11 protein-coding genes, 1 tRNA gene and 1 pseudogene are annotated in these 15,012 nt (G+C 64.1%); 4 read left to right on the top strand and 9 right to left on the bottom strand.

Features of this window, described 5'->3' with window-relative positions; translation table 11 throughout:
* The first annotated feature begins 10 nt into the window (after positions 1-10).
* Together IPP90_20245 and IPP90_20240 are read left to right on the top strand one after the other, a co-directional pair.
* Positions 11-928 carry a hypothetical protein gene (locus tag IPP90_20245; GenBank protein ID MBL0172989.1) on the top strand — a complete coding sequence of 306 codons (918 nt, stop codon included), beginning with the start codon at positions 11-13 and terminating at the stop codon, positions 926-928.
* Positions 929-987: 59 nt separating this feature from the next.
* On the top strand, positions 988-1,731 hold the full coding sequence (locus IPP90_20240) for an SIMPL domain-containing protein (protein ID MBL0172988.1): 744 nt from the start codon (positions 988-990) through the stop codon (positions 1,729-1,731).
* Here the strand turns inward: IPP90_20240 and IPP90_20235 are convergent.
* Entirely contained in the window at positions 1,728-2,684 is a 957-nt protein-coding gene (locus IPP90_20235) for a serine hydrolase (protein ID MBL0172987.1), read from the bottom strand. The two genes, IPP90_20240 and IPP90_20235, sit on opposite strands and share 4 nt — an antisense overlap.
* A gap of 118 nt (positions 2,685-2,802) precedes the next feature.
* Here IPP90_20235 and IPP90_20230 point away from each other — a divergent pair.
* A pseudogene (locus tag IPP90_20230) lies at positions 2,803-3,538 on the top strand (pseudouridine synthase).
* On the opposite strand, the gene IPP90_20225 reads toward IPP90_20230, so the two are convergent.
* The 4 genes from IPP90_20225 to typA form a co-directional block, all read right to left on the bottom strand.
* The gene (locus IPP90_20225; GenBank protein MBL0172986.1) at positions 3,510-4,712 is read right to left on the bottom strand and encodes a methyltransferase; all 1,203 of its coding nucleotides are present in this window, start codon (positions 4,710-4,712) and stop codon (positions 3,510-3,512) included. The pseudogene IPP90_20230 and the gene IPP90_20225 sit on opposite strands and share 29 nt — an antisense overlap.
* A gap of 91 nt (positions 4,713-4,803) precedes the next feature.
* Positions 4,804-4,877, bottom strand: a tRNA-Ile gene (locus IPP90_20220).
* 123 nt (positions 4,878-5,000) lie between these two features.
* Positions 5,001-5,306 carry a hypothetical protein gene (locus tag IPP90_20215; protein ID MBL0172985.1) on the bottom strand — a complete coding sequence of 102 codons (306 nt, stop codon included), beginning with the start codon at positions 5,304-5,306 and terminating at the stop codon, positions 5,001-5,003.
* Positions 5,307-5,480: 174 nt separating this feature from the next.
* A complete protein-coding gene (typA, locus tag IPP90_20210) occupies positions 5,481-7,316 on the bottom strand; it encodes a translational GTPase TypA (GenBank protein ID MBL0172984.1) in 1,836 nt (611 codons plus the stop codon).
* Between the two features lie 210 nt (positions 7,317-7,526).
* Between typA and IPP90_20205 the strand changes: the two genes are divergently transcribed.
* A complete protein-coding gene (locus IPP90_20205) occupies positions 7,527-7,715 on the top strand; it encodes a hypothetical protein (GenBank protein ID MBL0172983.1) in 189 nt (62 codons plus the stop codon).
* Between the two features lie 69 nt (positions 7,716-7,784).
* Here the strand turns inward: IPP90_20205 and pdxA are convergent, their stop codons facing one another.
* The 4 genes from pdxA to mfd form a co-directional block, all read right to left on the bottom strand.
* The gene (gene pdxA, locus IPP90_20200) at positions 7,785-8,693 is read right to left on the bottom strand and encodes a 4-hydroxythreonine-4-phosphate dehydrogenase PdxA (protein MBL0172982.1); all 909 of its coding nucleotides are present in this window, start codon (positions 8,691-8,693) and stop codon (positions 7,785-7,787) included.
* Positions 8,690-10,066 (bottom strand): peptidylprolyl isomerase, encoded by a 1,377-nt coding sequence (locus tag IPP90_20195; protein MBL0172981.1) that lies wholly within the window; start codon positions 10,064-10,066, stop codon positions 8,690-8,692. Before IPP90_20195 ends, pdxA begins: the two co-directional genes overlap by 4 nt.
* Before the next feature lie 93 nt (positions 10,067-10,159).
* Positions 10,160-11,599: a peptidylprolyl isomerase gene (locus tag IPP90_20190; GenBank protein ID MBL0172980.1), complete on the bottom strand. Its 1,440-nt coding sequence runs from the start codon at positions 11,597-11,599 to the stop codon at positions 10,160-10,162.
* Between the two features lie 94 nt (positions 11,600-11,693).
* The gene (mfd, locus tag IPP90_20185; protein ID MBL0172979.1) at positions 11,694-15,005 is read right to left on the bottom strand and encodes a transcription-repair coupling factor; all 3,312 of its coding nucleotides are present in this window, start codon (positions 15,003-15,005) and stop codon (positions 11,694-11,696) included.
* Positions 15,006-15,012: the final 7 nt, after the last annotated feature.

The raw sequence follows: 15,012 nt of genomic DNA, 5'->3' as shown, positions 1-15,012 counted from the left end.
AGGTTTCGGCATGCGCCAATTCCCTGCCCGCTCAATCACCCGCGCCGTGTTGGCCGTCGCCTGCGTCGTGCTGCCCTCCAACCTTGCCGCATGGGGCGACGTTGGACATCGGCTCACCGGGCTGGCGGCCGCCCAACGATTGCCTGAGGAGATGCCGCAGTTCTTTCGTGCGGCCAGTCAGCAACTCGCCTATCTGAATCCCGAACCTGACCGCTGGAAAGACCGCGCCGAGCGCACTCTCGATCCGGCATTGGAAGGCGGGACGTCGCCTGAGCATTACATCGACATGGATCTGGTGGCGCCGTCCGTCCTTGCGGCGGCGCTCGCCGCGCCCAACCGATTCGGCTACGCCGATACGCTGCGGCAGGCCGGCGCAGCCGCCAGCACGATGGGCCTGTTGCCGTTCGAGATGCTGGAACTGGCGCAGCAACTGCGTGGGGATTTCCGTTTGTGGCGCATCGCACCCGATTCGACCACGCGCGCCTGGATCGAGTCGCGCATCATCGATGATGCTGGCATACTCGGGCACTACGTCGCCGACGGCTCGAACCCGCATCATACCACCAAACATCACAACGGTTGGGTTGGCGAGAATCCGAAAGGTTATACCAGCGACAACCGGTTTCATTCGCGCTTCGAATCGGCATTTGTGCAAGCGCACATCAAGCTTCCCGACGTGCTTGCCGGCATGAGCCACGACGCGCGCGTCCTACCCAACTTGCGCGAGGCGATCGTGACGTATCTGACAACCAGTTTCGGGCAACTCGACCGCCTGTACGAATTGGACAGGGCCTCGCCCTTCCAGCCCGAAACCAGTACGCCGGAGCAAAAGGCATTCGCCTCGGCGCGCCTGGCGGCCGGGGCGGAGATGCTGCGTGATATCTGGTGGACCGCGTGGGTCACCAGTGCGCCCGTCACTCCCCGATAACCGACGTCCGCCTGTCACTGTTGACGTTTGCAGTCGAATCCATTCACCGGTAATCCATCATGACTGACGCTTCCTGGTCGCCGCGCACCCTCACCGTGGGTGCAGTCGTGCTCGCGCTCGGTATAGCCGCTGGCGGATATCTGGCAGGCGCCGGGGTGGCGCGCATGCGCACCGGCGATCGCACCGTGACCGTGCGCGGCGTTGCGGAGCGTGAGGCCAAGGCCGACCTGGCCATCTGGCCGTTGCGTCTGGTCGCCACCGATGATGACCTGTCACGCGCCAACGCCTCGCTTGAGCGCAGCGTCCAACTGGTTCGCACATTTCTGAAAGAGACCGGTGTCGATTCTGCCGGGACCGAGATCACGTTGCAGGAGTTCTCGGTGCAGGATCAGCGCGCGTCAGGCGGGTACCAGAACAGCAGCCGATACATCATCCGCCAGACGCTGGTGGTCCGCTCGACGAGAGTGGACGTCGTGCAAGCGGCCAGTCAGCGCGTGCCGGAACTCGTGCGCAATGGCGTCGTGTTGTCGTCGGGACAGGAGTACGGCACGGGCGGCCCCACCTTCGTGTTCACCAAACTGAACGATCTCAAGCCGCCGATGATTGCCGAGGCCACGGCGCGGGCGCGCGAAGGTGCCGAGCAGTTTGCGCGTGATTCGAAGAGCACGCTGTCCGGGATTCGCACCGGCAGCCAGGGCGTCTTCGAGATTCTGCCGCGCGATCAGGCGGCCGGCATCAGTGAAGAGAGTCAGGTGGTCAAGCGCGTACGCGTGGTCACGACGGTCACCTACGGGCTGAACTAAGGTTCTTCAGGCGGCAGAAAGCGTTTGGCTGTTGGCGGCGGCGTGTACGGATGTCGGGGTTCGAATTCCTTCCACAGCATCGCGGACAGTTTTCGAATCACCACGTAGCCTTCGTTGTCGTTGGTCCAGCTTGAGTCCTGCTGGTTTCGTGTGGCGATGGCGAACACGTAGTCGCCCGACGGGGCATTCACCAGCACGACCTCCGACCGCGACTTGTTGACCATGCCCTGCTTGGACGCGACCTGCACCCACGGCGGCACCTGCGACAGCGCTTCACCGTTCCAGTAGCTGCGCGTGAGCGTGCGGTACATGGCCTCACTCGCGGCCACGTCAACGGCGCGGCCTTCGCGAATCATGGTGAGCATTCCCGCCAATTCGCGAGGCGTCGTTTGCCCCCAGCCAAACTGCGTGCGGGCGGCCTCCCGCCCCGGAACTCGCGAATTGACGCGCGTGGAATCGAATCCGTGATCGTGCAGCCACGCATTGATGGTCGCGCCGCCCACCAATCCCTGCAGCCACAGCGACGCGGTATTGTCGCTGAGTGAGATCATCAACAGCGTCAGCTTGGCCAGCGCCACCTTGGTGGAGTCGCGCAGATTGCCGGACAGGTCATCACGGCTGTAGACCAGCGAATCCCGAAAGGTGAGCAGCGAGTCGTACGACAATTGGCCGCGCTGCATCGCGTCGAACGTGCCCAGAAGGATGGGGACCTTGATGAGGCTGGCCGTCGGGAACAGCTCGTCGGCGTGGACGGCCGCCGTGCGCCCGGTGCGAAGGTGCTTTATGTAGACGCCGACATCGCCATGGAAGCCCCGCACCAACGCCTCGACCTTGGCCTGAAGGCGGCGGTCGGTGTGTGCCACCGTGCGCGCGGCGGCCTGCGCGGCGAGCGGTAACGAATGCCCGGCCGCCGCCAGGAACAGCAAAATCGCCGCCGCACACGAGCGGCGCATCGGAGAGAGTCGCATGGGACAATACTCGTTGAGGACGCAGGTGCCCGGAAGTCCGGGTGCCCGGCATGCTGGCGAGGGCAAGTGACCCGTGGTCGTCGATGTGCTATGATCCGCCGGGATGAGCCAGCTTGTGAAGCACCTTGCCAATCTCGGTTACGGCACCCGTCGCGACATCACGCGCCTGATGACGCAGCGACGGGTCACGGATACGCATGGCACGGTCTTGCGCGCCGAAGCCGCCTTCCGGCACGACGACGTGTTGGTGGATGGCCTGCCGCTGGATCCGCCACCCGCTGCCGTCGTCCTGTTGCACAAACCGGTGGGGATACGTGTGCTCGACGACCGATGTGGCCAATCCCGTCGTATACGATCTGCTCCCCGCGCGATTCCGGTTGCGCTCACCGATGATGGCGCCGGTTGGCCGGCTTGATCGCGACACGTCAGGGCTCTTGCTGCTGACCGATGACGGCGCGCTCAATCATCGTCTCACGTCACCTCGTTCGCATGTGTCCAAGGTGTATGTAGCCACACTGTCGGAGCCCTTGCGCGGCGACGAGCGCGAACGCTTTGCCAGCGGCACCCTGCGGTTGGCCGCCGAAGCCGATCCGCTGGCGCCGGTTGCACTCGACGTGCTGGATGACCGCTGCGTGCAGCTGACACTCGACGAGGGCCGCTACCATCAAGTGCGCCGCATGTTTGCCGCGGTCGGCAACCACGTCACCACACTGGAGCGCATCGAGGTCGGTCCGCTCTCGCTCGGTGATCAGGCCATCGGGTCATGGCGACTGCTGACGCCCGCCGAATGCGCCGTGCTACGGACGTCGGTTACGCCCGGCGCGCCGAGAGCACCTTGAACCGACGTCCGTCGTACAGCGAACGATAGGCGCCAAACTGCGCGGACAGCATCGCTTCGTAAGGCAGCGTGCGATTGGCCACCAGCAACACCCGCCCCCCGGGGACCAGCACATCAAATGCGTCCCGGATGAACTGACGAGGCACGTCGAGATCGACCTGTGTGCCCACGTGGAACGGCGGATTCGCCACCACCACATCGAACGACTCGTCCCGCACCGCTGACGCGACGTCACTCACCAGCGCGCGGGCGTTGGCGACACCTGCGGCGTGCAGTGTCTGCGTCGCGCACCGCACCGCTTCACTGTCCACATCCACCAGGCAGACCACTCCCGTGTGGGACAGGTGTGCGGCCACCACACCCAGCGCGCCAGCGCCGCATCCGATATCGAGGACGCGCTCGCCGGGCGTGATGTCGATCAAGCCGGCCAACACCTCGGTCGCCTCATCCAGATGCTCCCAGGAGAACACGCCTGGACGCGTAGAGAGCGTGAACGCGCGGCCGCGCAGCGAAACGGGAACGTCACGAAAAACGTGCGGGTCGGTGAACGGCGTAATCAACTCGTCGGAAATGTCCGGAGGCTGTGCCGGTCGCGTGGCCACGACCAACCGGTGACCCCGATGCTGCGCCAGCGTTTTCGCGTTGCCGAACAACCGCTCCAGCAGGCGCGCCGCCGATTTGGCGCCCTCGTGATTGGCACCGGCCAGGAGGCATCGCCCTCCCGGGCGAAGAATGCGCAGCGCGTCGTGCAGCAGGATGAGCATGGGAATGCGCTCCGCCACCACGCGAATCGCCACCACATCAGCCATCACGTCGAGCGGCAGTGGTCCGGCGCCGTGTCCCATCCGCACCGCTCCATTGACCGCGTTGGCCTTGAGCGTGCGTTGGGACGCATCGATCGCGAGCGCGTTGCGATCCGTCATCCAGACCTGCGAGGCGCCGCTGGCCGCGGCCACGGCACCGACGAGACCATTGCCGCACGACATGGAGACCACGCGCTGACCGGCGCATTCGGTCACTTCAGCGGCCAGCATTTGCGTGGCCGGGTCCTCGTGGCCATGCGCAAATAGGCCGGGCTTGGTGGCCACATGAAACGCGCGATCGCCAACGACGACGCGTCCACGCTGCCAGGCGCGATAGTCAGGGCCGAAGATCTGCGGTACGGAACCAGTCATTGGCGGCGGACAGAAGTCGTTGCCCAAGAGGGCCCCAAAACGAGACGGGACCGTCGCACCAGACGGTCCCGTCAACGCTATCGCAATGTCATGGGCCTTGTAGGAGTTGAACCTACGACCTCACGCTTATCAGGCGTGCGCTCTAACCACCTGAGCTAAAGGCCCGTCCGGAACGCCCAGCGCGCCATCCTGCGACGGCCGTGGCGTTCCACCAGAGCCAAGTAATTAAACCAAGCCCGTCCTGACCGTCAACGCCCGACAACGGCGTCGACGGCTCACACACTCGACCTATGCGTCCGGATCGCCGTCGGTATCGTCGACGTCCGGCTCGAGGTCGTCAAGGCTGTCAAAGTCCTCGCCTTCGTCGTCGTCATCATCATCGTCGTCGTCGTCGTCGTCGAGATCGTCGTCGTCGTCATCGTCGTCGTCATCGTCGTCGTCAAAATCGACATCATCGTCGTCATCGAGATCGTCGTCGTCATCATCGTCGAGATCTTCGTCATCGACGTCGTCGTCATCCCCAAACGAGAAGACCGAGGCCAGCACCTTCTCTTCGAGCGCGTCCGCGGACGACGACCCGAACAGCTCCAACATGGGACGATTCTCCTGCACGATGTGAATGGATGACCCCCGGCGAGAGTCCGGGTGGCCGATGCATGACGCCATACCATACCACTGCGTCACGCAATCAGAGGCAAGTATCGGAGGGGACGCGCCCGGACGCAACTGCTGGCCCATTGCGCGTCCCACCAAATTTCCGCCAACCGGTCAGGCCGAGGCTTTATCCCGCTTGGCCACGCGACTGGTGCGCTTCCGATCGGCCGCCGCCAAGGCCCGCTTGCGCAGGCGGATGTTGTGCGGTGTGATCTCAATCAACTCGTCTTCCTCGATGTACTCGAGGGCGCTTTCCAGCGTCAGCTCACGCGGCGGCTCAAGCGTGATGTTCTCGTCGGTCGACTTGGTCCGGATGTTGGTCAGCTTCTTTTCCTTGGTCGGATTCACGTCCATGTCGCCCGGCCGTGAGTTCTCACCCACCAGCATCCCCTCGTACACCGCGTCGCCCGGGGCCACGAAGAGCGTCGAACGCTCCTGCAGGCTGAACAGCGCGAAGGCGATGATGGTCCCGTTCTCCATGGACACCAGCACGCCACGCGACCGACCGGACAACGGTCCGGCCCACGGCCCGTACTCCAGGAAACGGTGGTGCATGAGTCCAGTGCCGCGAGTGTCGGTCAGGAACTCGCTGCGGAAGCCGAACAGGCCGCGCGCCGGCACACGATACAGCAGTCGCACCAGACCCTGCCCCGGGTTCTTCATCTCGATCATCTCGGCCTTGCGCGGTCCGAGCTTTTCGATGACGGTGCCCAGATAGTCCTCCGGCACGTCGATGGCCAGCTCTTCAAACGGCTCCAGCCGCTCGCCGTTCTCGCCCGTACGGGTGATGACGCGCGGGCGCGACACCTGAAACTCGAATCCTTCGCGCCGCATCGTCTCCATGAGAATGGACAGATGCAGCTCGCCGCGACCAGAGACGCTCCAGGCGTCCGTGCTGTCGCTGTCCTCAACCTTGAGGGCCACATTGCGCTCGAGTTCCTTGTACAGGCGCTCGCGCAATTGGCGCGACGTCACGTATTTCCCGTCGCGACCCGCAAACGGGGAATTATTGACGAGGAAGTCCACGCTGATGGTCGGCTCTTCCACGCTGATGCCCGGCAGCGCATCCTGCGACTCCGGGTGCGTGAGCGTGCTGCCGATGTCCACGTCCTCAAAGCCGGCCAGCATGACAATTTCGCCAGCCGAAGCTTCCTGGATTTCGACGCGCTCCAGTCCCTCGTACCCGAACAGCTTGGAAACCCGCCCGCGCTGCACCGGCTTCCCGGACTCGAACGGCACCAGCGTGATGGAATCGCCATAGTGCACGACGCCACGCTCGACGCGCCCGATGGCCATGCGTCCGAGATAGGCGGAATACTCGATGGTGGACACCAGCATTTGAAACGGCCCCTCCGCGTCGTGCGGCGGCGGCGGCACGCTGTCCACGATGCACTGATACAGCGGCGTCAGATCCACCGGTGTCACGTCCATGTCCATGGTGGACGTGCCCTGCTTGGCGCTGGCGTACACCACCGGCGCATTCAGCTGCTCTTCCGTGGCCTCAAGTTCGATGAACAGGGACAGCACTTCATCGTGCACGCGCAAGGGATCGGCGCCGGGCCGATCGATCTTGTTGATCACCACGATCGGGGTGCACCCGAGTTCCAGCGCCTTGCGCAACACAAATCGTGTCTGCGGCATGGGGCCGTCGAAGGCGTCGACCACCAGCAGCACGCCATCGACCATGCGAAGAATTCGTTCCACTTCGCCGCCGAAATCGGCGTGGCCGGGCGTGTCCACGATGTTGATCTTCGTGTCATGCCAGCGGATGGACGTGTTCTTCGCGAGGATCGTGATCCCCCGCTCCTTTTCGAGCGGATTGGAATCCATCACGCGCTCTTCGACGACCTGATTATCGCGAAACGCCCCAGCCTGGCGGAGCATCTTATCGACCAAGGTGGTCTTTCCGTGATCGACGTGCGCGATGATGGCGATATTGCGAATCTGCATAGCCTTAAAACATAGCGGAGTCCAGTACCAGTATTCAATGCCTCCGGGCTCTGGATCCGCGCCTTAAGTGCTTTTCCCAGAAACCGTTACGTGACCGCGACCGGTGACGCCGGTCACCCGTTGGACGGACAGCGGCTTTCGCCCTCGCCGTGCTTGCCTCCCCGTGAAAATATTCGTACCGTGTCAGGACACCCGCTTGAGGAGGCTCTGATGCACGAGCAGGAGAAGCGCACAGCCGACGGCTACCCGATTGGCAGAGGGTATGGCCATGACTACATGCGCGGGGGCGAAGTGTTCGGTGGGTACGGTTACAGCGAACGTCCGGAGTACGAACAGCGCCGCGGAGAGACCGGCGAGCAGGAAATACCAAAAGAGCCCGAGGAAGAGCTTTCGCCCTGAGGACGAGCCCTTGAAGCGAAATAGCCTGCGGATTCCCGGATTCGCAGGCGCCTCGCGTCCCGCGAGAACCTAGGGCCGTCGCCTCACCAGCCTGACCGCCATCTGCATCGCCGCGACCATGCTTTCGGCCGATGCGATGCCCTTCCCGGCAATATCGATCGCCGTGCCGTGATCGGGTGACGTTCGCACGAACGGCAGCCCCAGCGTGACATTCACCGCTTCACCGAACGACGCGACCTTGATGGCGGTCATGCCGACATCGTGATACGGTGCGATGACCGCGTCGAACTCCCCGCGCATCGCGCGCACGAAGACGGTGTCTGCGGGGAACGGTCCCGAAATGTCAGCGGCTCGCGCCGCTGGGGCCAGCAGTCGTGTGTCCTCGTTCCCGAAACGCCCGCCATCGCCGGCGTGCGGATTGAGCGCACACAGGGCAATGCGCGGCTGCTCAATGCCGAAGCCATCGCGCAGTCCCTTCCGGGTGGCCGATGCGGCCTGCACGATACGGTCGTGCGTGAGCGCCGCCGGGACGTCCCGCAGCGCGATGTGCGTAGTGGCCAAGACCACACGGAGCCGGTCTGACGCCAGCATCATCGTGGTCGGACATCCGGCAATGGCGCCCAGCATCTCCGTATGCCCTGGATAGTCGTAGCCGCCAGCATGAAGCGCCGCTTTGTCCAGTGGCGCGGTGACGAGGCCATCGAGGGCGCCCTCCATGGCCAACTCGGCGGCCCGTCGCACGGCGTCTCCGGCCAGACGACCGGCCTGCGCCGCGTCCCGCACGGCATCACCGCCCGGCATCCACGAACCGGTCACCTCGGCCGCAGGCTGTTCGGTACCGCTCGGGCCGACCACCAGCCAGTCCACCTCAAGCGACCCAATGCGCGCGTCGGCCAGCGACTTGCGCACGATTTCCGGACCCACGCCCCGCGGATCGCCCAGTGTGACGCCAATCCGCGGCCGCCGTGGCGGCATCATGGGACGATCGGTGCGCTCACTTTCGTTGGATCGTAGCGCACGGAGACATAGGTCTGCTTCTTGAGCGTGTCGATGAGACGACGCATGCTGCGTTCTTCCGACAACTGGGAGCGAATGCGTTCACGCATCTCGGCCAACGTGTATGCGCCGGCTTCGTCCAAAAAGGTGATCTGCGCGATCACGAACTTGTTGATGCCGGGTTGACCGCTGGGGATGGCGAACGGATCGAGAATCTCGTTGAGCTTCTTTCCTTCAATCGCGTTGCGATACACCTCTGGCAGCGAATCGCGCGGATACTCGGGAATGGTCTTCTCCTCGCCGCCCGCCAGATCGTGGAAACGCACGCTGAGTGAATCGAAATTCCCGCCCTTGCGCCACACCGTCGCGACCGAGTCGGCCAGCACCTTCGAGCGCGCTTCATCGGCCGAGTCGAGGGTCCAACTGAGCAGGATGTGCCGAGCCTTCACCTCGGCTGGCTGCACACGGTCAACGCGAATGATGTGGTAGCCGAATGACGTCTCCACCACCGGACTGATGACACCGGGGTTGAGGGCGAACATCATGCGATCGAATTCCGGCACCATCCGACCGCGCCGGTTCCATCCCAGATCGCCACCCAACTCCTTCGACGCCGGGTCCATCGACTCCTTCTTGGCGATGTTCTCGAAGTCCTCCGGATGCTTCTCCAACTCCGCCCGCAATGAATCGATCTTGGCGCGCGTCTTTTTCTTGGACGATTCCGACGGCTTCGTCGCCAGCACGATTTGCCGCAGGCCGATGCGCGCTTCCTTGCGCGGCAGCCGCGACTTGTTGGCCTCGTAGGCCTCAGTGACCTCCGCTTCACTCACGTTGACGGCCGTCATCTTGCCGTCACGCTTGAGCTTCTGGATGAGGTCACGCTGGTAATTGTCGCGCTTGAGCAGATCGGTCTGCATCTTGCGCCATTCGTCGTACGATCCGAAGCCGTTTTCCTTGAGCGCCGTCCGGAACTCCAGTTCGGTCTTGAACTGGACCTTGATCTTCTTCTCCTGATCATCCACCGAGCGCGTCAACTCCGCTTCGTTGACTTCGATCTTTTCGGCCTTGGCCTTCTGTACCAGCAGCTCGGCTTCCAGCAGTTGATCACGCACCTCGGTGAGAAGCTTGTCGAACTCCGCCTTGGTGTTGATCTGCATGCCGGCTGACCGGCGCCGCAAGGCCTCGGCCGTGACCTCGGAGATCAGGACAACCTGATCACCCACGACGGCAGCGATGCCGTCCACCGGCAGCGTTTTCGTGGTGTCCTTGGCCGCCGGTTTGGTGGCCGAGTCCTTGGGCGTCGGCTTGGCAGGCGCCGCCTGCGCCACCAGCCCCTGCGCCATCGGCGATATCACAAGGCAAAGTGACAGCGGCGCCGCAAACAACGCGGCGCCGGTCAGGAAGCGAGGTAGTGTACGTGTTATTTGGGTGATTACCCGTTTAGTGGATCAAGGTTTCTGAGCGGGCGGGACTGGCGGCTTGGTGGGAATCGGAGCGGCTCCCGGAGCCGGCGCGCCCGGAGGCGGACCCTGCTTGGCCTTGAGCGAATCGGCCGTGGCGCGCACCGTCTTCGCCCGCTCGACCACCTTATCGAGGCCGGCGTCGTTCACCGCGTAGTCAAACTTGTGCTGCAGTGCGCGTGCCACCGGATACGGCACGTCGACAAACTGCGCTTCGTTCTTCACGAGCTTGTCGAAGAACGTCTCGATACGCGCGGCCGCAATCTTGGCCTTGTCGCCGCCGGTCTTCGCGCTGTCGGCCAGCTTGGCCGGGTCAATGCCCAACGCCGTCCACGTCTGCGTGACTGCGTTCTTGAAGTTCAGGTAGAGATTGCCCATCTCGGCCGTGTCCACCGTCATCTTGGTGCTGTCGGCCGCCCGCAACATCAGCTCGTTGCGTACAATCTGCTTGACAAACTTTTCCACCAGCGTATCCGGCGCACCAATCAACTGTGGCTTGACCTGGGACTGGGGCGGATAGGCGCCCAGCCAGTCGGCGAATTCGGAGTTCGTCAGTTCCCCGCCCTTGTACGTGGCGATGGCCTTGTTGTCCTTGACGTAGCCGAGCGAATTGCGCGCGATGGCCTTGGCCGTGATCGCCGCGCCGCTGCTCAGCTCAACCTTGGCCGCCTTCTCCGCTCCTGCGAGGTACACACTGTCGGCGATGGCCGTGTTCCGCTGCTTGGCCAACGGCGCGAACTTGTCTTTCACGTCCGCATACGACGAGCGGAGAATGACATGGTAGCCGAACTCCGTCTGGCAGACCGGGCTGATCTCGCCCGGCTTGATGTCCATGACGCACTTCTCGAAAGCGGCCACCATCTGTCCCTTCCCGAACAAGCCGAGATCGCCACCACGTTCGGCCGCCCCCGGTTCGTCACTCTTGGCGGTGAGCTTGATGAAGTTGGCGGGCGTCGCTTCGGCACGAATGGCTTCGGCCTTCTTGCGCGCGGCTTCGCGCTGCTCAGGGGTGGCGTTCGCTTCCACCTTCACCAGGATGTGACGAGCGGCCATGCCTTCGCCGGCGTTGTAGCGCTCTTCGTCCGTGCCCACCTTGACGGTGTCCCACGTCTTCTGATACGTGTCATAGAACTTCTTCACCCGCATGTTCTCAATGCTCGACCAGAGCGCGTCGTCCATCGTCTTCTTGTCGCTCATGGAATCGCCCTTCGAAGCCGCCATGCCGATCAACTGATAGTTGACCCACAGCTCGGCGATGGAGCGAGCGACGTCCTTTTCCAGCGGCGCCTGCGAGGTGCCGAGGATATCGGCCAGTCGCGTGACGGAGAGTTGTTGCCCGCCCACCTTGGCGGCCACATCGGGATTGGAGGCGCCACACGCGATGGCGAAGTCGACAGCGGCAAGAGCTGGCAAACGATACGATGTCATCGAGTCGAACTCCGGTACCGGAGTGATAGGAGGTTATGGAAGTGGGACCCCGACGGCGCGGCAGAGGTTGCCGACCGTATTCGTCCAACTCCCCTCAAGCGGCCAACGCCCGTAACGCGCGCACCAGCCCCTCGAGCATTTCCGCGCCGCCCAACCGGGTCAGTTTGAGTGCCAACGGTTGCGTCCGCCGAACGTCCACCTGGAACTGGACCTCGTGGAACGCCGACGACAGCCCTTTGAGGCGCGGAATAGCGTCAGCCCTGAAACTAACACGGGCTTCGGAGGCGCGCACAAGCACCCCGTCCACTCCGAGGGTGGCCCCGAGCACCCGCAGCATGGCGCTGCCGAAGAGAGCCAGGGCCGAGGGCGGCAACGGGCCGAACCGGTCCCGGACCTCGGCCTGCAGGGCCTCGATGTCCTTGGACGCCCGCATGGCGGTGAGCCGGCGGTAGACATCCAGCTTGGCGTCCTGTGACACGATGTAGTCGTCCGGTAAGTACGACGCGAAGTCCAACGAGACGTCGGCCGGGATCCAGGCCTTCTGGCCGTCGCCCTCGGACAGCTGGCGCACCGTCTCGTCCAGCAGGCGGAGGTAGAGGTCAAACCCCACCGAGTGGACGAATCCCGACTGTTCGGGACCAAGGAGATTGCCCGCTCCGCGCATTTCCAGGTCCTTGAGCGCAATCCGGTACCCTGAACCCAGTTCCGTGTGGTGTTCCAGCACGGCCAGGCGTCGCTCGGCATCGTCATCGATGCGGTCAGGCACCAGCAGGAAACAGTAGGCCCGTCGGTGCGACCGGCCCACCCGCCCCCGCAACTGATACAACTGGGCCAGCCCCAGGTGGTCGGCCCGATTGACCAGCATGGTGTTGGCGTTGGGCACATCCAGCCCGCTCTCGACAATCAGTGTGGACACGAGAATGTCCACCTCGCCCTCGACAAATCGACTCATCACCGATTCAAGGTCGCGCTCCTTCATCTGACCATGGCCGATATCCACCTTGGCCCGGGGCACCAGGCGCTGGATATGATCGGCGATGGCCTGAATCGTCTCGATGCGGTTGTGCACGAAGAACACCTGCCCGCCGCGATCGAGTTCGCGGGAGACCGCTTCTTCGATGAGGGCGTCGTCCCACGGCTCGACGAAGGTGAGCACGGGCGATCGATCGCGCGGCGGTGTCTGCATGATGGTGAGATCGCGCAGGCCGGCCAGCGATTGGTGCAACGTGCGCGGGATCGGCGTGGCCGTCAGCGTCAGCACATCGGTCTGCAGCTTGAGCTGCTTGAGCCGCTCCTTGTGCTTCACGCCGAAGCGATGCTCTTCATCCACCACAATGAGTCCCAGGTCGGCAAACTGCACGTCGGGGCTGAGCAATCGGTGCGTGCCGATGACGATGTCGACCTGCTTCTTGCGCAGCTTCTCCACGACCACGGCCTGCTCCTTCGCGGTCTGGAATCGGCTCATCACTTCGATCGTGACGGGAAAGTCCGCCAGCCGATCGCCAAAGCTGCGGGCGTGCTGCTCGGCCAGGATCGTGGTTGGCACCAGCACGGCCACCTGCCGCCCGCTCTGCACGGCTTTGAAGGCGGCGCGTATCGCGATCTCGGTCTTGCCGTAGCCGACGTCGCCCACCAGCAGCCGGTCCATGGGGCGATCGCTCTCGAGGTCCCGCTTGACGTCGGTGGTGGCCTTGCGTTGATCGGGCGTGTCTTCAAACAGAAATGAACTTTCCAACTGCCGTTGCCACGCGCCATCGACCGCGTGCGGCGGCCGCGTACTGATCTTGCGACGCGCATAGAGGTCGAGCAGCTCCTGCGTCATCTCGAGAATCGCCATGCGGGTCTTCTCGCGCTGCTGCTTCCAGCGATTGCCGCCCAGCTTGTGCAGTCGCGGCGCCGGGGCGTCCTCGGACACGTCATGGGCGCTGCGATATCGCTCGATCTGATCGATGCGATACAAGGGCACGTTCAGGCGATCACCGCCTTCGTACTCGATGACCGCCGCCTCGATCGTGCTTTCGCGAACGAAGATCTTTTCGATGCCGCGATAGATGCCGATGCCGTGCTCGAGGTGCACCACGTAGTCGCCGGCCTTGAGGGCGCCCAGCGAGTCGAGCGCCGATCCCGTGGTGTACTTGCGCGTGCGGCGCAGACGCCGGTCACGGCGGAAGATCTCGTGGTCGGTGAGCACGCGCACCACGTTCGGCACGATGAAGCCGCCACCCAACACGCCGATGGTCAGCGACGCGGCGATGGGTCCGTCTTCACCCAGCAGCTCGTCGAGACGTTCCGCCTGTCCCGCATTGTCGCACAGGATGACCGTGTGCAATCCGTCACGTTGCAGGCGGCGCAGCACGCGCAGGTCGCGCGAAATGGTTTCCGGCGGTCGGATCGCGAAGGCGATGTCGGGATCGGGTCCCGCCGGCTGCACATCGGCACTGGAAGCACTCGCGGCGCGCTGCGGCGGTGGCGCCAGACGCAGCGTGCCAAAGCGCGCCAGCCGCGACGCCATCTGCGGTGGTGGCACAAACAGCGAGGCGCGCGAGACAAAGGCCTCGCCTCGACGGCGCGCCAACTCGATATGATGTTCAGCCTCCTCCCAGGTGCGCACCAGCTCCGGCAGCACCGAGCCCCCGGTTGGCATCACCACGATGGCATCGGGGGGCCACAACTCCGGCAGCGTGACGCGCTCGAGCGTGCCGGTTTCATCCTTCACGCGGCCATCCACCGGCAGAATGAGCGCCAGGTCGGCGTCCCGCGTGCTGCGCTGCGAATTCAGGTCGAAGTGCCGCAGCTCGACGATATCGTCGCCCCAGAATTCGAGGCGCACCGGCTCGGCCATGCCAAACGAATAGATATCGAAAATGCCACCGCGCACCGAGAACTGCGCGACGTCCTCCACCATCGTCACCCGCTCAAACCCGATGGATTCCAGGTGGGCGGACAACTCTTCCGGACGTCGCACATCGCCCTTGCGTAGTTCCAGTCGCGCACCGGCCAAGGCGCGCGGCAGCGGCGTCTGCTCGAGAATGGCGCGGGCCGTCGTCAGCAACAATCGCACGCGGCTTCGGCCCAGTTTTTCCAGCGTCTCCACCCGCTCACCGGCCACTTCGGCGTGCGGTTCCACTTCCCCGAAACCTTCGCGCGGCGGATACAGCGCCACCGGAATGTCGTCAACCAGCGACTGCAGGTCGGCAAGCCACCGTTCGGCTTCCGCAAGCTGGTCGGCGACGACCACCACCAGTCGTTGCGGCATGGCGCGCGCGAGCGCAGCGATCAGCACGGCATCGCTGCTGCCGGCCAGCCCACCAACGCGCAGCGAAACGCCCGGGCCCGGCAATGCCTTCAGCACACGGGAAAACGCCGGTAACGCTTCGACAGCGTCGAGAAGTCGCGGGAGACCCATCAGAGAC

This window comes from Gemmatimonadaceae bacterium (assembly GCA_016720905.1).
Classification (GTDB): domain Bacteria; phylum Gemmatimonadota; class Gemmatimonadetes; order Gemmatimonadales; family Gemmatimonadaceae; genus Gemmatimonas.
The sequence above is the reverse complement of the archived record's forward strand: the minus strand, read 5'-3'. Positions and strand labels throughout refer to the sequence as shown.

Excerpts from the sequence above, each read along its gene's own strand:
- IPP90_20245 (MBL0172989.1), top strand. The coding sequence starts at position 11 with ATGCGCCAATTCCCTGCCCGCTCAATCACCCGCGCCGTGTTGGCCGTC.
- IPP90_20240 (MBL0172988.1), top strand. The coding sequence starts at position 988 with ATGACTGACGCTTCCTGGTCGCCGCGCACCCTCACCGTGGGTGCAGTC.
- IPP90_20235 (MBL0172987.1), bottom strand. The coding sequence starts at position 2,684 with ATGCGCCGCTCGTGTGCGGCGGCGATTTTGCTGTTCCTGGCGGCGGCC.
- IPP90_20225 (MBL0172986.1), bottom strand. The coding sequence starts at position 4,712 with ATGACTGGTTCCGTACCGCAGATCTTCGGCCCTGACTATCGCGCCTGG.
- IPP90_20215 (MBL0172985.1), bottom strand. The coding sequence starts at position 5,306 with ATGTTGGAGCTGTTCGGGTCGTCGTCCGCGGACGCGCTCGAAGAGAAG.
- typA (MBL0172984.1), bottom strand. The coding sequence starts at position 7,316 with ATGCAGATTCGCAATATCGCCATCATCGCGCACGTCGATCACGGAAAG.
- IPP90_20205 (MBL0172983.1), top strand. The coding sequence starts at position 7,527 with ATGCACGAGCAGGAGAAGCGCACAGCCGACGGCTACCCGATTGGCAGA.
- pdxA (MBL0172982.1), bottom strand. The coding sequence starts at position 8,693 with ATGATGCCGCCACGGCGGCCGCGGATTGGCGTCACACTGGGCGATCCG.
- IPP90_20190 (MBL0172980.1), bottom strand. The coding sequence starts at position 11,599 with ATGACATCGTATCGTTTGCCAGCTCTTGCCGCTGTCGACTTCGCCATC.
- mfd (MBL0172979.1), bottom strand. The coding sequence starts at position 15,005 with ATGGGTCTCCCGCGACTTCTCGACGCTGTCGAAGCGTTACCGGCGTTT.